17 protein-coding genes are annotated in these 22,106 nt (G+C 64.7%); 8 read left to right on the top strand and 9 right to left on the bottom strand.

Annotation, left to right across the window (positions count from 1 at the left end):
• Nucleotides 1-177 precede the first annotated feature (177 nt).
• Nucleotides 178-1,242 carry a transcription initiation factor IIB gene (locus tag E6N53_RS14675; protein WP_142860317.1) on the bottom strand — a complete coding sequence of 355 codons (1,065 nt, stop codon included), beginning with the start codon at nt 1,240-1,242 and terminating at the stop codon, nt 178-180.
• Nucleotides 1,243-2,352: 1,110 nt separating this feature from the next.
• Here E6N53_RS14675 and E6N53_RS14680 point away from each other — a divergent pair.
• From E6N53_RS14680 to E6N53_RS14695, 4 genes are all read left to right on the top strand, one after another.
• Nucleotides 2,353-2,730 (top strand): hypothetical protein, encoded by a 378-nt coding sequence (locus E6N53_RS14680; RefSeq protein WP_142860318.1) that lies wholly within the window; start codon nt 2,353-2,355, stop codon nt 2,728-2,730.
• Nucleotides 2,731-2,913: 183 nt separating this feature from the next.
• Nucleotides 2,914-7,062 (top strand): ATP-binding protein, encoded by a 4,149-nt coding sequence (locus E6N53_RS14685; RefSeq protein WP_142860319.1) that lies wholly within the window; start codon nt 2,914-2,916, stop codon nt 7,060-7,062.
• A gap of 243 nt (nt 7,063-7,305) precedes the next feature.
• Nucleotides 7,306-7,611: a toxin-antitoxin system TumE family protein gene (locus E6N53_RS14690; protein ID WP_142860320.1), complete on the top strand. Its 306-nt coding sequence runs from the start codon at nt 7,306-7,308 to the stop codon at nt 7,609-7,611.
• Between the two features lie 420 nt (nt 7,612-8,031).
• Nucleotides 8,032-8,478, top strand: a complete 447-nt coding sequence (locus tag E6N53_RS14695) for an HVO_A0114 family putative DNA-binding protein (RefSeq protein ID WP_142860321.1) — start codon at nt 8,032-8,034, stop codon at nt 8,476-8,478.
• 1,083 nt (nt 8,479-9,561) lie between these two features.
• Here the strand turns inward: E6N53_RS14695 and E6N53_RS14700 are convergent.
• The gene (locus E6N53_RS14700) at nt 9,562-10,800 is read right to left on the bottom strand and encodes a PQQ-dependent sugar dehydrogenase (protein WP_142860322.1); all 1,239 of its coding nucleotides are present in this window, start codon (nt 10,798-10,800) and stop codon (nt 9,562-9,564) included.
• Between the two features lie 64 nt (nt 10,801-10,864).
• The gene (gene uvsE / locus E6N53_RS14705; RefSeq protein ID WP_142860323.1) at nt 10,865-11,779 is read right to left on the bottom strand and encodes a UV DNA damage repair endonuclease UvsE; all 915 of its coding nucleotides are present in this window, start codon (nt 11,777-11,779) and stop codon (nt 10,865-10,867) included.
• 208 nt (nt 11,780-11,987) lie between these two features.
• On the opposite strand from uvsE, the gene E6N53_RS14710 reads away from it, so the two are divergent.
• Nucleotides 11,988-12,434 (top strand): DUF8147 domain-containing protein, encoded by a 447-nt coding sequence (locus tag E6N53_RS14710; protein ID WP_142860324.1) that lies wholly within the window; start codon nt 11,988-11,990, stop codon nt 12,432-12,434.
• Nucleotides 12,435-12,437: 3 nt separating this feature from the next.
• Here E6N53_RS14710 and E6N53_RS14715 read toward each other — a convergent pair whose 3' ends face one another.
• From E6N53_RS14715 to E6N53_RS14735, 5 genes are read right to left on the bottom strand one after another with little or no spacing between them, the layout of a single operon-like run.
• Complete coding sequence (locus E6N53_RS14715) at nt 12,438-13,136, bottom strand: ABC transporter ATP-binding protein (protein ID WP_142860325.1); 699 nt, start codon at nt 13,134-13,136, stop codon at nt 12,438-12,440.
• The gene (locus E6N53_RS14720; RefSeq protein ID WP_142860326.1) at nt 13,136-13,927 is read right to left on the bottom strand and encodes an ABC transporter ATP-binding protein; all 792 of its coding nucleotides are present in this window, start codon (nt 13,925-13,927) and stop codon (nt 13,136-13,138) included. Before E6N53_RS14720 ends, E6N53_RS14715 begins: the two co-directional genes overlap by 1 nt.
• A gap of 2 nt (nt 13,928-13,929) precedes the next feature.
• Nucleotides 13,930-15,042, bottom strand: coding sequence for an ABC transporter permease subunit (locus E6N53_RS14725; RefSeq protein ID WP_142860327.1), 1,113 nt, complete (start codon nt 15,040-15,042; stop codon nt 13,930-13,932).
• Nucleotides 15,043-15,981, bottom strand: a complete 939-nt coding sequence (gene urtB / locus E6N53_RS14730; RefSeq protein ID WP_142860328.1) for an urea ABC transporter, permease protein UrtB — start codon at nt 15,979-15,981, stop codon at nt 15,043-15,045.
• Between the two features lies 1 nt (nt 15,982).
• Nucleotides 15,983-17,266, bottom strand: a complete 1,284-nt coding sequence (locus E6N53_RS14735; RefSeq protein ID WP_136603236.1) for an urea ABC transporter substrate-binding protein — start codon at nt 17,264-17,266, stop codon at nt 15,983-15,985.
• A 1,196-nt stretch (nt 17,267-18,462) separates the two neighbouring features.
• On the opposite strand from E6N53_RS14735, the gene E6N53_RS14740 reads away from it, so the two are divergent.
• From E6N53_RS14740 to E6N53_RS14750, 3 genes are all read left to right on the top strand, one after another.
• Nucleotides 18,463-19,281: an IclR family transcriptional regulator gene (locus E6N53_RS14740; RefSeq protein ID WP_136590846.1), complete on the top strand. Its 819-nt coding sequence runs from the start codon at nt 18,463-18,465 to the stop codon at nt 19,279-19,281.
• 73 nt (nt 19,282-19,354) lie between these two features.
• Nucleotides 19,355-20,776: an aspartate aminotransferase family protein gene (locus E6N53_RS14745; RefSeq protein ID WP_142860329.1), complete on the top strand. Its 1,422-nt coding sequence runs from the start codon at nt 19,355-19,357 to the stop codon at nt 20,774-20,776.
• Between the two features lie 10 nt (nt 20,777-20,786).
• Nucleotides 20,787-21,173 (top strand): Rid family detoxifying hydrolase, encoded by a 387-nt coding sequence (locus E6N53_RS14750; protein ID WP_142860330.1) that lies wholly within the window; start codon nt 20,787-20,789, stop codon nt 21,171-21,173.
• Between the two features lie 40 nt (nt 21,174-21,213).
• Here the strand turns inward: E6N53_RS14750 and E6N53_RS14755 are convergent, their stop codons facing one another.
• Nucleotides 21,214-21,915: a DUF8102 family protein gene (locus tag E6N53_RS14755; RefSeq protein WP_136590849.1), complete on the bottom strand. Its 702-nt coding sequence runs from the start codon at nt 21,913-21,915 to the stop codon at nt 21,214-21,216.
• Nucleotides 21,916-22,106 lie beyond the last annotated feature (191 nt).

The following is a 22,106-nucleotide window of genomic DNA, read 5'->3' on the forward strand; positions in this document are numbered from 1 at the left end:
CACGAGAGAACCACAGCCCGGTCGTGGCTGCGCGCGCAGCGGAGTCCTCGTGAGCATCGCGAACGAGGGCACGTGAGACGAGCAAAAGCGAGTCTCACGGAGCGAGCACGGAGCGGTGGGTGGGGAGGGGGGCGGGACCGTGGGTGGCGGGCACAAAAAGACGAGCAGCCGGCCCCCTCAGGCCAGCCGACCCGTCAGCACCTCTGCGACCTCACGCGTCCCGTACCGTCCGTTGTAGGCCCCAGCCACGTCTCGAGAGTATCCACTCACCTTCGACTTCGACGTCGGCACGACTGCACTTGCCGCGTCCGCGACGTCCTGCTGAGTCATCGCCTTCCCCTCGGTCAACCGGTCAGCCACATACACCGCCGCAGCCGCAATCGTCACACGTGCCGTCCCTGGGCCGATACACGCCTCGTCAGCCAACTCGAGGAGGAACTCGCCGACCCGCCTGAGTTCGAGACACACATCGAGCGACAGTCCCTTCTGCTCGCCCAGCACCTCGACGACTGCGTCGACCGCCCACGCCTGGGTTGGAGGCACCTCGCTCACCAACCCGAGTTCACACCGCAGCTTCCGCGCGGCTGCACACAGTCGCTCGTGCGACGTCTTCGCGTGGACCGCGACCTCCTTGGTCGTTCGCCGGAACCCAGACTGGCTCGTCGCCACGTACACTGCCCCAGCTGCGAGCGCCTCCCACCCCATCCGACCACCCGGAAGCCGCTCCTCCGAGGCCTGTTTCAACAACGCCGCCGCGTCCGCCGCGACGACGTTCGGGAGTCCGAGATTGCCGACGATCATCTGGATGTCACGGAGGCCTTCGTTGAGTCGAATCGCCCGCTTCGACTCCATCTGGAAGCGCTTGTGTCGCATCCGCAGCCGCCCGAACTTGTCTTTCTGCGCCTTCGTCAGCGCGTTCCCGTACCCATCCGAGGAGAGGAAGAACGTCGTGTGTAGGCCTTTGTCCACACGAAGCGACGTCGTCGTCTCGAGGCACCACTCAACGTGTCCCGACCCGACCGCACCCTGCTTGTGCAGACTGGGGCTCATCGCCCGTCGAAGGGCGTCCTCGTCAACGACCAATCCACACGTCTCACACACCGTCTCGATCGACTCATGAACCAGCCGACCACCGCACTCGTCACACCGCGTCGCCTGCGCTGCTCGCCCGACCGCCCGCGTTCGCGCCTGTTCGTCAATCTGTTCCGAAGCTTCTTGTCCGATTGCGTTGTTACTAGACATTGGGTGCTATCCCGAAGGCGCGTCCTCTACCGCGTCTTCACCGACACTCACCTCTACATGAGTCACATCTCTCCACGACCAGTCATCGACAACTCGCGTCTCGCTCGCGCCTTCGAGCGCCCCTTGTGGGCGCGAGCGAGACGCCTCCTCGAGAGTGTATCAACCAGCCGCGCGCGCCGTGGGCGGGGACCTGAGCGGCCAGCGCCAAGGTGGTTCGCGGTTCGGCCCGTCAGGGTCGCAACCGCAACCACACTTGGCTGCTGGCGCACCGGGAGGGTGCGAGCGAAGTGAGACGCGAACGCAGTGAGCGTCTCAGTAGCCCCCGCCCCGTGGAGGCGAGCGAAGCGCGGAACGAACACCGTGAGTTCCGCGAAGCGAACGGCGTCAGCCGTGACGCGCGGCGAGGCGTCAACGACGCCGAATCAGACACGGCACGGACACTCGCAGCCAGCAGACAGCGAACGCTCACACAGACAAGGGTGAGGCTGAACGTGCCAGGCACTCGGGAGCCGAGACGATTCGAGGTGTCTTAACCAACAACTCTCGACTGTTGGTTAACACGGGGTCGGCGGTCGAGTATGTCCGAGACTCCCGCCGCCGATGGCATTGGAGATGAACAGGGGTGGGACTGAACGGGGCCAGACGCTCGGCGTCTCCGCGAGCGAAGCGAGCGGATGGCTCGGTCGACGAGCGGAGCGAGTCGGTCGGTGAAGGCGGGCGACGCACGGACCGCAGCCGGAGGCGAGGACCGTGGTTCGAGAGAGCAAACCTCTCTCGTCATCACGAAAGAGCGCACGGCGCTCTTTCGAACGACAGCGAATCCCCCGAGTCGAGCGCCCGGGGGCGTTCGAGGTCACCAGACGAGATCGAGGCCGTCGAATCCCTCACCCCAAATGGGACTGTCGCGAGACCAAGCATACCAGTTGACCACTGACGTCCACACGGAAGGCCACTCGAAACCCGCCTTCCGAAAATCAATTTCGATAACTACTCGCCACCAACCCGGCAATCGAGAGACAAATCCGACGAATATCAGACTCTCGTCTCTCGATTTACTCCGTTTGCCGGTATCTCGATAGTTATCATATCGTACAATGACCGAGACAACCAATGTCACGAGCCGTGACCAAGGGGCTCCCGGCACGACCACTCACGTTCGCGGAGATGGGAACCTACGAAGGAGAGAACACAGAGGTACTGCTCACACCGTTTTGGGCGTGGACCGGAGACGGCGAGGACGACGATACCATCGTCATCGCGGTCGTCTGCACACTCCCCGACCGGATGAGCCTCCTCGGGTTCGACCCGGCGACCGAGACCTGGAACGCAGTCATCCATCAGACCGATTTTACGGACATCGCCGCAGTGCCGGGCAACCTCAACCTGCTCGAACAGTGGTTGTTCGAGCGCTATCCACTCGACGAGCTGGTGGCGATCAACACCGAGCCGCTGGACTTTCTCTCGAAGACGAGTGGTCTCGGAGCCTGATCGAGAACGCACAGCCACGGCGTGGCCACAGGCCACAGAGAACAGCAGTGCCACGAGGAGACGAACAGGGACACGACACGGCCACTCGGGACGGGAGTCGAACGGGTGGAGTGGACGCGAAACGAGACGGCACGGGATGAGACGATGCACAGTCTCGTCTCGAAGACTCCACACACGGTCAGCATGGCAACGAAAGACGACACAGACCGGAACGGACGCATCGATGACGAACCGACAGCGCTCGGGCCTGACATCGAGCCCAGCGGAGACGAACCGCCACACGGAGAACTCACAGTAACCGACTTCACTGCTGAGAGCACACAGAACACCAGTTCGTCCCCGCTCTCGAACGCACCGACACCACGGCCATATATCGAGATTCGGCCCTCGTCGAGTGGGCTCTCGGCGCGGGCGGTCGTCGCGTCGATGCAGAAGCTGTACGTCACACTAGAGTCGCTGACCGAAGACGCGGGACTCCTCCAGCGCCTTGGTCTCCGATCACGCGCGCCACCACCGACAGTCGAGTGGGTGTTCGTCGGTGATGGCCGCGCGGATACGAGTATCCGCTGGCTCGTCGGCGTCACGGGCACGCCGGCTGCGGAGGCCCACAGGCAAGACGAACGAGACGAAAAAGAGGCGAGCGAATCGAGCCGCGGGAGACACAAGACGGCAGCGGGGCGTGACCGCGAAGCGGCTGAAGACGCGGCCGTCACCCACCGTCTCCATCGCATCGAACGCGTCCTCCGGCAGACGCTCCCGAGTACGTACGAGTTGCGACGAGTGCAATGGCACCCAGAATACCTAACAGAGCACCTGCCCGCACCCGTCGTGTCACCGCCGCCGTCGAATCCACACGAGCGTGTCGGGCCACACCACCCCGCCATCACGGTCGACTCACCGTACGTTGCGGGTGTCGAATATCGGGGGCGAGCCACGCACACGAAAGACTGGCAACTCCCACTGACGCGATTCGGCGACCCCCTCGAGTCATCACCGTCAGCATCGGCCGTGACCTCGCCTTCGGCTTCGACAGGCGCGCCGCGTCGCACTCGTGACCAACAGCAGGGGCAGGTCGGGAGTGAGACACAGCAGTGCACGCTGTCGGGTGTGATCGAGACGATCCGCGATGCAGAGACGCCAGTCATCTATCAGGTCGTGTGTCGACCGATCGAGCCGTGGACACGCGAGGCTGACGCGTACCGCTGGGAACTCGAGAACGGTGAGCCGACACTCGCGAGTAAGGCCTTCGAGTTGTTGTTCCCCCGCTCGCCCGAGGACCGAGAGGCGTTCGAACCGTCTCCGTCGTCACAGGCGCGGCTGGACGCGCTCGAAACGCGCAACACCCACCAGTCGTTTGGCGTCTGTGTCCGTGCCGTTGCCCTCACGCGCGACACGCCGGTCGCTGCGGACAGCGTCGCACGGCAGTTGGCGACGGAACTCGAGACGGTCGGGAGTACACACCATCGCATCGAGGGAGCCGTCCGGACGGATGACGACCTCCACACAGAACGAGAGCCGCCGGGCAGTCAGCTCTTCACCGACCTCGTCGAGCGGAGGTGGCACGCCCCCACGTACGGGGACCGACCACTCAAAAACGGGTTCAGACGACAGCCGAGTCGTGGGCTCGTCGTCACGCCTGCGGAGTTGCCCAGCCTGTGTCTGGTCGATGGAGCGAGACTCACACCGAACGGCCAGCGGGCACTCTCACTTCGGCACGGCGAGCGGACGGGGCTCGTCTTACCCCCACCGGGCGTCTTAGCGCAGTATACCGAGCCGGGGCAGACGCTCTGTCAGCCACTGACGCACGACCGTCGACCCTACCTCCGGCCGTTCGTGAACCCGGTCGCTCTCCAGGACAAACATCTCGTCATCGCCGGGACGACCGGGTCGGGGAAGTCCGTCACCATACAGACGGGGCAACTGAGTAACGTTGTGGCGACTGCAGGCCCGGAGATCATCTTCGACCACAAGAGTGGGCAGACGAGTGTGGAGTTCATGCAGTCGTACTACGCAGCGTATGGAACGCTCGAGGACGTCATCTACTTCGACCTCTCGCAGGTGCTGCCGGCGCTGTCGTTTTTCGATATCCGGCCGCTCCTCAACGCGGGCGTTCCCCGCCAGGAGGCGGTCGAACGGACGGTCGGGCACTACGAGGAGATTCTCAGGACGCTCTGGGGGGCCGACCAGTACGACGCGAAGGAGGCACCGAAGGCGATTCGCATGCACGCGAGGGCGCTGTTCGATCCCGTCCACGGGTCGGACGCCTTCAGCAACGACGACTTGCGAGAGGCGCTGAGCCGGACGCTGTCAGAACAGATTACGCCGCCGGTCTCCAACGAGAAGTACGAGCGGTATTTCAGGGAGTTCTTACAGCGACGACACGAGGTGTTCGGGGCAGCGATGGGCGGTGCGATCAGTCGAGTCGAGAAGATCGACACCAGTAGCCGACTCGCGCCACTGTTCGATCACGTTCACCGCCAAGACCCAGGTCACGCTGACGACGACAACGACAATGACAACGACAACGACAACGACGACGCGTCGGTAACCCATCCCGCGTTCAGCTTCGCCGATATTGTCGACGAGGACGTCACGGTGGTCTTCGACTTCGGTGGGATGGAAACAGAGATCAAGGCGGCGCTGACGCTCGTTCTCCTCTCAGACCTGTGGACGGCGCTCGAGTCTCGAGCGACCGGAGCGAAGCGGCCGGAGTCGTCGGAAGCGTCACACTCGCAGGTGAACCTCTATCTCGAGGAGGCGGGCTCGGTCGCCAACTCGCCGATCGTCGATACCCTGCTCTCACAGGGGCGGTCGTTCGGCCTGTCGGTCATGCTGGGCGTGCAGTATCTGGGACAGCTTCGCTCGCAAGACGACGATGATGACACCTACTACGAGACGCTGAACGAGACGGCGACGTTCATCGTGGGGAACGTCGCGGTCGATGACGATATTACGAACGTCCTCGCGACGGCTGACATGCCGCCACAGGCGGTGGCCCGTCGACTGGCTGCGATGCGTCGCGGTGAGTGGCTCGTCCGCCCGGGCGCGCTCTTCGGGGAGGAGACACCACGCCCGTTTCTCGCAGAGTCACTTCCGGCTCCCACGGGACACCCAGCCAGCGATGAGCCGCTTGCGGAGGATTCAGCGAAGAAGCTCCGATTCGATGTCGCGCTCGTCCGTGCGGAAGAACGGACCCGTCGGCGCTACGGGTATGCCCATCGCGACCCTGATGTGACGGCGAACGCCAACGCAGGGACGGGGACGAACGATTCGACGGCTGGCACACAGCCGACTGCGGGCGGAGCGGACAGTGACGATGCGACCAGCGCCGACGAGCCGAATCCAGATCCCGCTGTCGAGGCCGCACAGAACGGCTCGCTCTTGCCACACACGAAGCGGTTCCCTACGTTTCTCAGCTACGATGAGCCACGCCGGGCGATTCAGTGTGTCGAGTGTGGGACCCGCTACAATCCCTCGGAGGCTGGCATCCGTGATGCCATCGAGTGTTGTCACGCGTTCGAGGAGGTCGACCGCGACGACATCCCCACACTCACCGCCCACCTGAAGCTCGCACCCGCCGAGATTCGTGGCTCGCCGTGGTCGCCAGGGCAACTCCGGTTCATCCAGACGGTCTGGAACGCCCAGCAGGGCACCTATAGCGACCTGGAGTACGATATCACACGCGACAGCATGGTTCGCCTCCGTGAGTACGTCGGGGTGGCGGTCGACGAGGTTGAGGCGCTCGTCGACGCAGACCTGATCCGCGAGGATACCACGCTCCCGCATCTCCTCTACAGCGTGACCGCTGCCGGCCGCGACGCCGTCGGCGAGCATTATCGCGAAGGGGTGGATTACGGCCCCGGCCGGGGTGACTTGGGTGAGTCGAGCGAACACATCATGATGGTCGAGCTCGCGACGTGGCTTGCCGAACAGCGCTGTGCCGATCCGGAACACGACGCGGCGACTGTCTCGCCGTATCATCAACTCGATGATGGCCGCCGCCTTGACGTGGCGTGTCTGGATGCCGAGGGAGAGATCGTCGTCGCCATCGAAGCCGAGCGGATCAACAACGACGCGCCGACCGCAGCCCCGACCGATTTCGATAAGATGGCCGACTGTGGCGCAGCTGAGGCCATCTGGGTCGTCTCGGGGCTGAGCGCTGCCTCGAAGCTCACGGAGGCCCTACACGACCCGGCCGATGGCGAGCCGCGAATCGACCGGACCTACAGCCCGACCAGTCAAACACAGAAGTACCGGATCGACGAACCCGGTTTTACCGACATTCACACCGTTAGAGGCCTCATCAAGCGTCGTGAACAGGACGCCGAGTGAACCGCCTCGGGGTCAAGTGGTTCGAGAGACTGCGTCTCTCGTCAGCACGGAAATCGAAGATTTCCGTACGACCCCGAGGCACTCGCCTTGTTTTCTCTGTAGAGTTTGACATCCTCCGCGCCCTGAAGGGCAGAGATTTCTCCTTGACTCCCCGTAAGAGCACCACGAGAAAGTGCTCACGCTCCTGAACTGTTGGAGGTTCAGACAACACGGCTATACTGTTGGAGGGCGTAGCAACAGCTGATGCCGGGGGACGACGAGACGGCAGCGCAGGTCCTGGACGTCCGCGAACGCTTCCCGGCGAACGCAACCTACGCCCAGGCCAGCGCCTACCGTGTCCCCCGCTCGGAGCGCTACCCCGATGGCGTCAAGTACTCGCTGCAGTATGGCCGAAGCGACACACCGGACGGAGACGACGGGACGATCATCCGCTACGACAACTTCCCGGACCATCCCGACGCACCCCTGCATCACAAACACACCGCAGACGGGGAAATCGAGGCGGTCGACTTCGACGGCCTCCTCGGGCTCTACCGTCGCTTCAACTAAGCGGTCGCGCGGAGTCCCCTTCCTCAAGGAGCGAGCGGAGAGGGGAGGAGCGCGTGCGAACCTTTAGAACCGAGTTCGACGAATTTCAGACTGTCCATGACGGGCCACAGACAGTCCGTGAGGGCTGGCGTGCCAACGAGGCCACGGTGCGTTTCTCGGCATGGACGGGTCGCCGTCAACCGGCCCCGAAAGCCGGACCGTCGAAGCGAACGCGACGCCATGTGCCTCTCCGTCTCCCGTGGCCTCGGTCGCGGAGTAGAGTGGAGGTCACGGCTAATTAAATTGCCGCTGGCGTCTGGCCCTGCGCTACAAGTGGCTTTCGTCGGGGTGAGTCCCATCCCGAGAAGCCGCACGCAAGCCCCACCCTCAGAGCGCCGAAGGCGCTCAGGGTGGGGTAGTTGACGCAAGAGGTACGAAACTATGGCGAACCCTGGGACTGAAACAGGCGAGACGGACGACGAGCACGAACACCGTGTCATGCACATCCGATTCGGCACGGGCAACACCGAGCGCGTCGAGGAGACGTTGGCAGCCCTCGACCGTGGCGAGGACCCAACACCGTATCTCGAGCGTGTCTACCGCGACGTCACCAACTTGCATCGGGTGACGCGCCCGAAGAACCTCGAATTGCTGCGCATCCTCGCCACCGAGCACCCCGAGAGCATCCGCGAGACAGCCCGACTCGTCGACCGCGACGTTCGCCAGGTCCACCGAAACCTCGAAGAACTCGAATCGTTGGACCTCATCAAGTTCCAGAGCGACGGTCCCGGCAAGCCGAAGCGCCCGCTCGTCTGGTACGACGAGATTGCCGTCGAGTTGCCGCTGATTTCCGAGGACGGCACAGGCGAGGACAGAGCTAAGGCATGAACTCCGTCACGGAGTGGCGCGACCGTCCAGTGCGCGCTGCGGGCTTCGAGAGGATGGCTCTGTTGATGACATATCACAGGAGTCGTACTGCACGGAGGCGCAAGTCCCCCTCCAGAGTCGGCACACTAGTTCTAGCAGGGTCGGAGGATTTCAACAGAGCCACTGCAGTGCATACCGGTGTCAGCGGGGCCGTAGTATAGTTCTCGAAGGACACGATTGGCCGCAGGTGATCGAACTGGATGAGGGGCACCTGATCGGGACGGAAGGCGGGATGACGGCGACACCGCGAGCGTCTCGTCGATGTGCAAACGCACCGGGACACGGACAGACGGCGTGAGGTGAGCAGAGAGGGGCCCTTCGAGGGTGTGCGGCGTGGGAAAGAGCGCGAGTGCGTCCGAAAGAAGCGGGTGGGTGGGTACGTCGTGGGCGGTGAGATGCGCCTCACGAGTGCAGCAGTGTCTGGACGGTGCCTCGCGGTGGCCGGTAAATCGCGTGACGGCGGTTAGCTGGATGGTGGTGTCGTCGCGTTCTCGTGAGTATATCTATCAGATTTGAGGTACTATCGCTGTTCGCTGCGTGTAAGGCTACGTTCCGTCTACTGATTCTGCCGCTCCTTACGACTCATCAGTACTCGATTATTTCGACACATTCGTGCGCATACCGTCACGACTGCCGCGAGTACTCTCCCGTCGCCGTCTCCCGATTTGTCGCTTGACGACGCGGCGTCTCGGGTGGCTTCCACGGCCTGGCGTCTCTCTCGCTCTCATCACCACCGGGTCGATCCCTACACAAGTGGGTGTTTCGGGGCTCTCCGCCACTCTTAGGCCAATTGAGAGCAAGTAAGGACGGCTATCGAACGGACAGGATTCGTCTCTCATCTACTGTGCGTCCATCCCTCTCGACACGAAACAGGGGTCCCGTTAACGGTCAGCGTGGACGCCGTTGCGTAACAGACAAGCTGACGGTAGCCCCACAGTATTGTTTATATTTAACATTATTCTGGGAGACGAAAGTCACCGTTGACGTGGTGTTCCATGGTTTGTCTCAAGCGGTGATACGTTGCGCTGCGAAAGACGTCCGATATCAGGCGGGCCTGAGCCGGACGATTGGCGCGTCACCGGCGTCGACCGCCAGGTACAGGTGACCGGTGTCGGGCGCCTCGTTGACCGTGCGGATGCGCCAGCCGCGGTCGCCGAGCAAGCGGTCTTCGAGCGTCGCCTCGCGGTCTGTCACACTGAACCGGGCGATAGACTGCGACGCGAGTCCGCCGACGAACAGCTGGCCCTCCCACGCGGGGAAGGCCGTCCCCGAGCAGAAGGTCATCCCGCCCGGGGGGAAGCCCCCGCTCCCGCACGGCCAGGAGTAGGCGGGGGCGACGACGTCGTCGCGCTCGTCGTGTGAGACGCCGATGGGGTCGCCGCTCCCGTAGGTGCAGCCCTCGTCCGCGATAGGCCAGCCGTAGTTCGCGCCGCGCGAGAGGACGTTGATCTCGTCGCCATCCTGTTCGCCGTACTCGCTCTCCCAGAGGTCGCCCGTCTCGGGGTGGACCGTCAGTCCCTGGGGGTTGCGGTGACCGTAGCTGAAGATCGTGTCCAGCGCGTCGGAGTCGTCGACGAACGGGTTGTCGTCGGGGACGGACCCGTCGGCTTCGAACCGCAAGACGACGCCGTGTTCCGTCGTCAGGTCCTGGGCGGTGTGGTCGGGGCCGAAGTCCTTGAACTGGCGGTCGCCGACGGTCACGTAGAGTCGCTCGTCGGCGTCGAAGGCGAGGCGCGAGCCGAAGTGCCCCGCCGACTCGACGAAGGGTTCGGCCGCGTGGAGCCGTTCGAACTCTTGGAGCCGGGCGTTCTCGAGGTCGAGTCGGCCGCGGCCGACGGCCGTCGTCGAGGCACCGTCCGACTGCACGGAGTAGGTCAGATACACCCAGTCCGGGTCGGGGTAGCGGGGGTGAAGTGCCACGTCGAGCATGCCGCCCTGGCCGGCCGCGAACACGTCGGGCGCGCCCGAGACAGGCGTCGTGTCGCCCGAGTCGCGGTCGACGAGGTTCAGCCGACCGGCCCGTTCGGTGACGAGCAGTCGGGAGTCATCGGGGAGGAACGTGAGCGCCCACGGGTTGGTGAATCCCGAGGCGACCGTCTCGACGGTGTACGCGGTCGACGCCGCCGTCGACTCGGACTCGGGAGCCGAGGTCGAAGCGGACGTTCCAGCCGACTCCTGAGTCGAGGGGGTGTCGGAACCGTCGGAGGGACTGGTACCCAGACACCCGGCCGACGCGCCGCCAGCCGCCGCACCAACGAGCGCGAGATAGTGCCGCCGATTCATATCGTACCCGCCCTTCGGAGGGCGTACGTATCAACTGTGCGGCGTCGGGGCAGCCGGGGGGATGTCACAGGTGCGTTCGACTGGGGTCGCCATCGCGGACGCGAAAGAGCGCTGTCTCCTTGCCGTCGGCCTCTATCATCACGTCGGACGCCGTCCGGAGCCACCGCGGGAGGTCGGCGACGGACCGCGCGTGTGCCTGTGGCCGGGCGTCCTCGCCGTGGAGACACGCCGGTTCGGAGTAGTGGGTGACCGGTGTGATACCGTCCCACGTCGACCGAGCGAGGTCGAACGCCTCCCGGTAGCTCAGGTCGCGGCCCGAGAAGGCGTGGTGGTGGTAGTCGAAGACGACGGGGACACGGAGTGGGTCACCGACCGCCCGAACGAGTTCCGAGACGCTCCAGAGGCTCTCGTTGTCGTCGTTCTCGACGGTGAGGTGCGCCCGCGCCGCGGGCGAGAGGCGGTCGACCGCGGTGCGAAAGCGCGCGGCGGTCTCGGGCTTTCCGTCGTAGCGAGCGCCGATGTGGACGTTGACGCTGTAGTATGGCGAGTGCGGGAGGCCCATCAGGTCGAACCACGACGCGTGGTTCTCTATGTCCGTGAGCGAGCGGTCGACGGTGTCCGCGGAGGGACTCGCGAGCTTGCACCAGTAGTCGGGGTGGAAGGTGAGCCGCACGTCGTGGTCGGTGACGAACGAGCCGATTCGCTCCGCGACGTCCGATATCTCGTCGAAGTCAGGGAGGTCGGCGAGGTCGAACTGCGAGTGCCACGGGACGAGCTTCGAACTACAGCGGTAGAAGTGGATGTCGTGGTCGACGTTCCACCGGAGGATGGCGAGGAGGTCGGTGAGGTTCTGGAGGGTGAGTTCCGAGGCGTACGAGAGCCCACGCGACTCCCACGTCTGCTTGCGCATGCTGCGATTGCAGCGCAGCGGCGGGTCGCGGTCGCGGAGCGTCCGGTTCATCGCGGCGTATCCCAACATTCGATGTCAGGGCGTACGGCTGTACGGGGAAGTCAGTTGCCCACGTCACGTCCATCGCATCGAGCCGAACGGGTACGGCAACAGCGACGTCCCTCGTGCTGGTGTGCGTGTCGTCACGGTGTGCTAGCTCGCAAGCCAGCGTTCCGGCGTTCTCACGACGGGGGAACGAGCGGCGGGAGTCACGGTCACGGCGGACCAAGGAGTTCCTATGCGGAGACGAACCGCTCTCGTGAGCCTCCTCGCCGGCATCGCCGCCTTCGGCCTCGGGACGGTCACCGTGACCGCGGCGCTCGACCCGTACGTCTGGCCGTCGTTGCTGGTCGGCCTCCCCGTCGGCGTCGTGCTGGGCGTCTCGACGCTCCTCGTCACGTCCGTCGGCGTGGCGTACTGGGACGAACGGCGCGACGCGGGCACGGTGTCGGTCCGGACGAGACGGCAGTTGTGGGCGACGCTCACAGCGGTCGTCGTGGGCATCGTGGTCGGCGGGGCCGCCGTCGCGGCGCTCGCGACACAGGCGATCGGACTGGCGCTGGCACTCGTCGTCGGCCTGGCGGTCGGCGTGGTCGCGGGCGTCGTCGCGGCGGTGCTCGTCTGGTTCGTCGGCCGGGAGGAGACGACGACCGAGAACGAGAGCGCCGAGAAGACGAACGACTAGCCCTCAGACGGCAAGGTACGCCGCGATGGCGTCCTCGTCGACGAGCGTCTCGGGGCCGAGTTCGTCGACGAACGTGCCGCGCTCCATCGCGTAACAGCGGTCGGCCATCTCGCGGATGACGCCGAGGTTCTGCTCGACGAAGAGGACGGTCGTCCCGAGTTCGTCGTTGATGGTCTGCATATCGCGACTGATCTGGTCGACGATGGAGGGCTGGATGCCCTCGCTCGGTTCGTCGAGCAGCAGCAGGTCGGGGTTCGAAACCAGCGCGCGGGCGATGGCGAGCATCTGCTGTTGGCCGCCCGAGAGCGTTCCCGCCTGCTGGCTGGCGCGCTCTTGCAGGACGGGGAAGTAGTCGTAAATCTCGTCGTACAGCAGTTCGTCGCTGTCGGCGTTGACCGTCTTTCCCATCCGGATGTTCTGCTCGACGGTGAGCTTCGGGAAGACGTCTCTGCCCTGAGGGATGTAACCGATACCGGCCCGGGCGCGCTCGTCGGCCGGGGCGTCGGTGACGTCGGTGCCGGCGTAGGTGACAGTGCCGCTCGTCGGCTCGAGGAGGCCGATGACCGTCTTCATCAGCGTCGTCTTGCCGACGCCGTTCTTCCCCATCACGCCGACGATCTCACCCGTGTCGACCTGGAGGTCGACGTCGCGGAGGATGGGTGTCGAGTCGTAGCCGGCGGAGACGCCGTCGAGTTCGAGCATCACGAGTCGTCCCCCAGGTAGATGCGCTGGACCGCGGGGTCGGACTCGATCTCGTCGATGGGGCCCTCGCGGAACACGTCGCCGTTGTGGAGGACGGTCACCTCGTCGGCGATGTCGGCGACGAAGTCGGTGTCGTGTTCGATGACGACGAAGGCGATTCCCTCCTGTTCGTTGAGTCGCGTGACGCGCTCGGCGATGGCGCTGCGCTCTTCGACGTCGAGACCGGCGACGGGTTCGTCGAGGAGGAGCAGGTCCGGTTCGAGCGCGGCGGCCATCCCGAGCTCCAGTTGCTGCTGTTGGCCGTGTGAGAGGGTGCTCGCTTCGACCCGTTCGTAGCCAGCGAGTCCCGCGGCGGCGATCGCCGCGTCGACGCGCTGGCGGCGCTCCGCGCCGTCCGCGAAGCGCTGGATGGGGAGCCGAGCGTTCTCGCGGACCGTCAGGTCGCCGTAGACGGAGGGGACCTGGAACTTCATGCTGATGCCCTGTTGGACCCGCTCGTACGGGGCGAGGTCGGTGATGTCGAGCCCGTCGTAGTAGACGCTGCCGGCGCTCGGCGAGTGCGTGCCGGTGATGAGCTTCAACAGCGTCGACTTCCCCGCACCGTTCGGGCCGATGAGACAGCGGAGTTCCCCCGCCGTGACGCTGAAGTCGACCTCGTCGATGGCGGTGAAGCCACCGAAGTCCTTGCGGAGGCCGTCGGTCTGTAACAGCGTGTCGGTGGTGTCGCCCGTCGCCAGGTGCGCCGCCGTCTGGCGGACGTCCGGGTGGCCGGTGGCGTCGTCCGTGCTCATCGTCAGTCACCCCCCACGGAGCGGTCGCTCAGGTTCTGCGTCGGCGTGTCGCCGCGGTAGTCGACGTAAGCGTCGTGTATCCAGGGGACGAGTCCACCCGGCAGGCCGAGGATGAACACCAACAGCAGGGTCCCGACGGCGACGAACGCCCACTCGCCGCCGAGGGAGTTGCGGACGAACTCGATGCCGACGGTGGCGACGACAGCCCCGAGGAGCGTCTTGCGGCCGCCGACGCTCACCCAGATGACCGGTAAGGAGGCGAACGCGAGTTCGAACACCTGTGGGCTGACGTAGTTGCCCCACGAGGCGTACAGCACGCCCGACAGCCCCGCGAGTGCGCCGCCGATGGTGAAGACGGAGAGCTTCACGCGGCGGACGTCGTAGCCGAACATCTCCGTCCGGTCTTCGTCCTCGCGGACGGCGACCATCACGCGGCCGTAGTCGGAGTTGACGAGGGCCCGCAGGCCGAGATAGGTGACGACGAGCAGCGCCAAGACGAGATAGTAGAAACTCACGCTGTCGAAGGTCACGGCGGCCGGGCCGACGCCGAGTGCGAGGTTCGGGATGGTCGGCATCCCGTTGAACCCGCCGAGAGCGGCCTCACCGATGGTCCACTCGTCACCGGCGGTCTGGGCCATGAACGTGTGGAGCACGAGCGTCGACACCAGCGTGATGATGGTGACGTAGACGTTCCGGACCCCGCCGTAGAACATGAAGTAGCCGAGGACGGCGGCCATGAGCGCCCCGCCGGCGATGCCGGCGAGGAACGCGACGGTGATTCCGAGTGGCGTCGCGACGTTGATGGAGACGACGGCGAAGGTGTAGCCCGCGACGCCGAAGAACACCACCTGCCCGAAGCTCAGAATGCCCGCGTAGCCCCACACCACCGAGAGCGAGAGGCCGAGGAAGGCGTACACCAAGAAGAGCGAGAAGCGCGACGCCTGGTAGGAGCCGGCGACGAACGGGTAGGCGAGAAGCGCCGCGAGGACGACGGCGAAGCCCGCCCAGAACTCGCGGGAGCGCCCGACGGTGTTGGGGCCTTCGAGCCAGCGCTGGAGGCGGGTACGGTGCCCCTCGGCCGAGGGGCCGGACCCGCCGACACGCTCGGTCGACATCTACGCCCCCTCCTGGCGCTTGGTCCGCAGATGTTCGAGGTAGCCCGTGATGCCGTTGGGGAGGAACCGGAGCATCACGATGGCGGTCACGAGCAGGGCGATACGGCCGAAGAACGTGCCGACGAGGTTGGAGAACAGGGCGTTGATCGAGCCCAGCAGGCCGCCCGCGAGGAGCGTCCCGAGGACGACGCTGGAGCCGCCGACGACGACGGCGACGAACGCCTCGACGAGGAACGACCCGCCGAGCGTCGGGACCATCGTGATGGTGGGCGCGTACAGCGCGCCCGTCAGTCCGGCGAGGCCGGAGCCGATGGCGAACGTCGTCATGTACGTCCGCTCGGTGTCGACGCCGAGGGCGCGAGCGGTCTCCTCGCTCTGGATGGTCGCCCGCGCGCGCATCCCGTACTCGGTCCGGGTGAACACGTAGTAGGTGAGAGCGAGAAGACAGACCGCGACGCCCGCGAGCAGCACCCGGTACGTCGAGTAGGAGAACCCGCTGTAGGCGATTTTCCCGAGCGGCGTGCCGATCTGGTCCAGGGAGTTGCCGAGGGTGATGCGGATGCCCTGGACCATGACGAGGCTCAGCCCCCACGTGGCGACCATCGAGTCGGCGAGGCGATCGTAGAGGGGTTCGATGACGACCCTCCCCAAGAATCGCTGGCTGAGGGCGTTCGGGACCGACCCGGAGATGATGACGCGTTCGACGACGAGACCGAAGGCGGCCGCGACGACGACGCCGACGAGCATCGCTACGGGGAGCGGAAGTCCCGCACGGATGTTCGCCAGCGTCGTCGCGTACGCCCCGACCATGATGAACTCGCCGTGTGCGAGGTTGATGACGCCCATGATGCCGAAGATGATGGCCAGCCCGACGGCAGCCAGCACGATGAACGCGAAGCTGTCGAGGAACTGAAAGAGGAGGTTCAGCCCGTTTACCATCTCATCCCGCCTCCTCGTAGAAGTCCTGTGGGGTGTACTGGGTCTCTTCGTCCTCTGCGGTGAGGTCACAGCCGACCGTCTCCGAGAGGAAGGTCTCGGGGATGACGCGGTCGGCGACCGCCTCGACGTTGTGCTCCGCGTCGGCGCGCATGACCCACATGTGGTGGTCGACGTGGTGGGTCGCGCCGTCGAGGGCGATGGTCTCGTCGCCGGGGGCCTCGGGCGCGCCGAAAGTGATGCCGGATTCGAGGGCGGCTTTGACCTCCTCCTGGTCGGTGGTGCCAGCCTGCTCGACGGCCTGTTTGTACATGTAGATGGAGAAGTAGTTGTTCTCCGCCTCCTCGTTCAGATACGGGGCATCGGGGAACTTCTCGAAGTAGCGGTCGACGAAGCCGCCGTCGCTCGTGTTGCGCTCGGTCGGAATCTCCTCCATGTAGTTGACGCCGGCGTAGATGTTGGCCATCGCCGGCGGGTCCAAGCGGAGGTGTTCGTACCCCTGGGCCATCGCCGTCGACGTGCCGATGGGGACGTCGAGACCGGCGGAGGCCTTCTGTTCGTAGAAGGAGGTGTGGTTCGCGCCGACGAGCATCGACATCACGAAGTCGGGGTCGGCCTCCTGGATACGGTTGATGGTCGACCCGAACTGCGAGTTCGAGAGTGGGATGAACTCCTCGCCGATGACCTCCGCACCGTTCTCCCCCGCGAGGACCTTCACCCAGTCCGCCGAGAGCTGCCCGAAGTTGTAGTCGGCGGCGATAGTGTAGATGCGCGGCCCGTACTCCTCGACGAGGTACGGGAGGACACTCCCGAGTTGCTGGCGGGCCGTCGGCCCGACAGCGAAGACGTTCTTGTCACAGACGCCGCCCTCGTACTGCGTCGTGTAGAAGTACAGCTGGTCTTCACGGTCGATGATGGGGCGGATGGCTTCGCGCGTCGCAGACGAGTAGCCCGCCCAGAGCGCGTCGACGCTCTCTTGATTGATGGCACGCCGCGTGAGTTCCTGATACCGCTGGTTGTCCGACTGGGGGTCCGGGTCGAACGTCTCGATCTGCTTGCCGTCGATACCGCCGTTCTCGTTGATTTCCTCGATGGCCAGCATCGACGCCTTGTGCTTCGGGTCGCCGACGAGCGCGAAGTTGCCAGAGCGGTCCTCCAGCACGCCGAGCGTGATGGTGTCGTCGCTCGATGCCGACCCGCCCGCACCCGTGCAGCCGGCGAGGGCGGTCCCCGCCACAGCGGTCGCGGAGCCGAGGAAGCGCCGGCGACTGACGCGACGGTCGGTCATTGTGCACCCCCGTTCCGCCCGCCCGAATCGACAGCCCGTTCCGCGACAGTACCGTACGAAAACACGCATTTTCTACCTAATACCGCACGTTTGTCTACGATTTCGTTCACACCAACCACGTTTAGAAGACTAAATAAAACACTTGTCAATCACATATTAAATTTGTGCGTACTCCGAAAGGGAGTATAAGGTTCAATAAGGTGTCCAGTTCGAGGGACACGTCGTGAAGAAATACCGGGTTAAACGAGACAAGCACGGAAGAACCGATGCAGAGAGGCGACGTTCGTGTCGAGACGACACAGAAACACGTCCGATTCGGTCTAATCGGGACACCGCACTGCAGTGTCGGCCGACCCCTGTGGAGTCGCAGGCAGTGCCCGACAGCGACGACGGGAGCAGACGGACGCGATTGCTCGGCGACGACACGAACGCGGGACGACGGTGGAAGCAGTGGAGGTGTGTACCGAACGCGTAAATAAAATAAATTAGATTACTGTACAGCACACTGGAGCGCAGTACTCGGGCTTTCCGGCACTTCAGCGCGTGCTCTTCCATTTTCTATATCTCAGTATTTCAAGCAGTATTCGAACAGAGTTAGAAGAAATATCACCTATACTTCTTAACTTTAGTATGTTATTACGATTTTTTGTGAATTGCGTTCGCTTTTAAGAGCCATACGTTCGAATAACCGACGAGCGATTGATGATGAAAAGGTACAATCAGTTCTGTACAACTATCAGCGACGAGCCGAACCCGGTCGCTCTGAACGGCGTCTCCGCGACTCCCGACCGTCGGGGTTCATTACACTCGTACTACTGTAATAGCATATCGGGGGCGGTGGGACGCGCCCGTCGAGCCGCTGGTCAGAACCATATATTTGTTCGGCTCTCCAGAATACGAAACAGTTCGGCGAGAACCTGACCGTTTCGAGCGGTTTCGGAGCGACTCAGACGTTCACGCATCGAATGTAGTTCCGGAGAGTCGAACAATTATACATTACACTCTACGTTCGTGGGTGACACAACGGAACAGGGGCCCGACCACGGGCGGAGCGGTTCCGTGTAACGTAGTGACACACCACACGGATTCGCGCAAATATATAAAAACGTCCCGGGGAACCGAACGATTGCACGTCGAGTCGAACGACGACCAAGTCGGGCACGAACGTCTTTAGGCGTGGCTGTTCGAGGGGTGATATGACAGAACGCCCGGACGGAACAGCGGGGAAGCAGGTGTTACAGACGACTGCCGCCTCCCTGCGGCTCGTCGACGACATCCTCGAACTGGGTGGAGCCAGTCTCTCGGAACTCGTCGAGACGACGGGACTGGCGCGAAGCACCGTCCACAGCCACCTCACGACGCTGGCCGAGTACGGCTACGTCGTCAACGAGGACAACCGATACCACCTCGGCGCGAAGTTCTGCCACCTCGGCGACTACGTCCGCACGGGGAAAGAGTACCACCGCATCGCCGAGGAGGTGATCGCCCAACTCGCCGAGGAGTCGACGATGGAGGTCGATTTCGCCATCGAAGAACACGGCCGCGTCGTCTCGCTGTACGGGAACCTCGACTTCTCGAACATCCCGCGATTCCTCATCGACGGGAGTCCCTTCCACGTCCACACGACCGCCTCCGGGAAGGCCATCATCGCCCACTACGACGAGGACCGAGTCCGTGCCATCATCGACCGCTGGGGGCTTCCCGCGGCAACCGAGCGCTCCATTACCACCGAGTCGGAACTGTTCGCGGAGCTCGAACGGGTCCGCGAGCAGGGGTACGCCGAGAATCGAGGGGAGGCCATCGAGGGGTTCTGGGCGATGGGGAAGGCCGTCCGGTCACCTCGCGGGGGCGTGTACGGCTCGCTGAACCTCAGCGGCCCCGAGTATCTCGTCGACGACGAGGTCCGGGCGACACAGGCTGAACTCCTCACGCGAGCGGTGGAGACGTTCGAACACGAGGTCGAACAGCTGTATCAGCCGTCGTCGGGTGACGAGGGCGAGACGGAGCCGGAGTGAGTACGAAATCTGTGTACACCCTCTATGGAAAGCGTGGACAAATTTTTTATGACTGTTTTTCGTGCTTCGAAGCATGGTCGCGAGTCCGCCGATCGACGAGTTACACTACGACGACGCACCGAACGTGGACGCGGTCCCCGGTCCGAACTCGCGCGAACTGCTCCAGCGCCAGCGTGAGATCGACAGCAGTGCCGTCGCCTACCCCGAGGACATCCCCGTCGCCTTCGAGGAGGGCAAGGGCGCGACCGTCCGCGACGCGGACGGCAACACGTTCATCGACATGTTCGCGGGTATCGGCGTGTTGAACGTCGGGCACGCGAACCCCTACGTGATGGAGGCCGTCCACGAGCAGGCGGACAAGCTCATCCACACGGTGGACTTCCCCACCGAGGCACGACTCGAACTCATCGAGAAGCTCAACGAGATCGCCCCGCCGGGGCTCCGAGACCAGAACCGCGTCGTCTTCGGCGGTCCGACCGGGAGCGACGCGGTCGAAGCGGCGATCAAGCTCGCGAAGTACAACACCGGCGGCGACGGCCTCATCGCGTTCCGCGGCGCGTACCACGGCGCGACGAGCGGCGCGATGAGCCTCACCGGCAACAAGGATTTCAAGAGTGACTACACCCCGCTGCTCTCGGACGTCGTCCACGCCAAGTACCCGACGCCGGCGACAGACCCCGACGGGGACGCGGCGGCGCTGTGTCCGCGCGGCGCAGGCGAGTGTTGTCAGTCGTTCTCCTGTGCGCGAGCGCTCCGCGAGGTGAAAGAGATCCTCGAAGACCCCTACAGCGGCCTGGCGAACCCCGCGGGCATCTTCGTCGAGCCCATCCAGGGAGAAGGCGGCGTCATCGTCCCCCCGGAGGGATTCCTCCAGGGCCTCCGCGACCTCGCCGACGCCAACGACATCCCGTTGATGTTCGACGAGATTCAGAGCGGCTTCGGTCGGTCGGGACAGTGGTGGGCCTCCGAGTGGTACGACGTCACCCCGGACATCATGACGACGGCCAAGGCGCTCGGCGGCACCGGCCTCCCGCTCTCGGCCACCATCTACCACGAGGACCTCGACACGTGGGACTCGGGCGGCCACGCGGGCACCTACCGCGGGCACGTCGTCGCGATGCGTGCGGGGTCGCGCGCCATCGAGTACATCCAGGAGCACGACCTGCTCGCACACGCCCGCGACCTCGGCGAGTACATCCGCGGCCGACTCTCACAGGTCGCCGCGGGGAATCCCCGTATCCTCGACGTGCGCGGGAAGGGGCTGTTCGTCGGCTGTGAGTTCGTCGACGCCGACGGCGACCCCGACGGCGACGCCGCCGAGGCGCTGCAAGAGTACTGCTTCGAGCGCGGCGTCCTCGTCTGGAAGGCGGGGCGGCACGGCAACGTCCTGCGCCTACTCCCGCCGCTCGTCCTCACCGACGCGCTCGCCGAGACGGCGCTGGACGTCATCGTCGAGGGCATCGAGACCGTGACGGCCGAGGCACAGCACGCCTGAGCACGAGCGCATGTCGAGAGAGCGAATCATCACCGACGACGCGCCGCGGACCGACAATCCCTACGCACAGGGTGTGCGCGCCGGCGACACGCTGTACGTCTCGGGGTACGGCCCGGTCGACCCCGACAGTGGGGCGGAAGTCGAGGGTGACGTCGAAACACAGACCGAACGGGTCCTCGACAACCTCGCCGCCGTCGTCAGGGAGGCGGGCGGCGAGGGTCTGGCCGACCTCGTGAAGGTGACCGTCTACCTCACCGACCTCGACGACTACGAGCGGGTCAACGAGGCCTACGGCGCTCGGTTCGACGGCGACCCGCCCGCACGGGTCTGCGTCGAGGTGTCACGCCTGCCGGGCGACGTCCGCGTGGAGATGGACGCCGTCGCGTATCTGGGCTGAAGGAGAGCGGTTCGAGCGGGCGATCTGGGGGGAGAGGGGGTCAGTCGTTCAGTTCTTCGACCCGGCGGTCGCGGCGGTCGGCCGCGGCGTCGACGGCTTCGATGAACGCGGTCATCTGGGCTTTCATCTCCGAACGGACGGCGGTCGCGTCGAAGTCGTCCGATTCACCGAGGAGGCGGACGAACGCGCGGAGTTCCTCGTCGGTGAGGTCGTCGAACGCGCCCGCGTCCAGTTTGTCGACGACGGCGTCGACGTCGATCTGACCGACAGGGTCGACGTTGAACTCGACGTTCACCATCCGGTACTCCGAATCGGCCAGTTCCTGTTCGGCCTTGTTGACGCCCTTCGCGAGCATGTGTTTGAACGGGGTGTGATACCCCATCGTCCCCAGGTGGAGGAAGGCGAGCATGTCCGTGATACCGCGCGTGTACGCCTCGCGGTTCTCGTCGTCGGGGTTGAACACCGTCTCGCGGTCGCGGTCTTCGAGGTGTTCGAAGAGGATGGTGAAGTCGAGGATGGCGTTGCGGAGGCGGCGGCGGATTCGGTTCCGCTTCTGCTTCTTCGAGTGCTCGGTGTAGTCGGTCTTCCGCCCGAGGAGGAACTCGCGGTCGCTCGGGGTGAGGATGCCACGTTCACGGTCGGCCGAGAACGCGAGCTCGGTCGACTGGTGCGCCTCGGTTCCCCCGTCTACCGGGGGGGTCGAGTCGGCGTCCGTGTCCGCGTCGGCGTCGGGGTTCGTCATACACGGTTTTCGTTGACTTCCGCGGTTAAGCGTTGTGTCGTGTCACGGGGGTACCGTGGGGCGAGGAGCCCATCTGACGACGCGAACGCGACTGCGAAAACTGTATACAGACACGAAAAGAGGACGTTCACGGACCGAAGTGACCGCGGCACAGACAGGTGGACAGTTCGACCCGTGAGAGGTACACGGAA

This window comes from Salinigranum halophilum, from assembly GCF_007004735.1.
Lineage (GTDB): Archaea > Halobacteriota > Halobacteria > Halobacteriales > Haloferacaceae > Salinigranum > Salinigranum halophilum.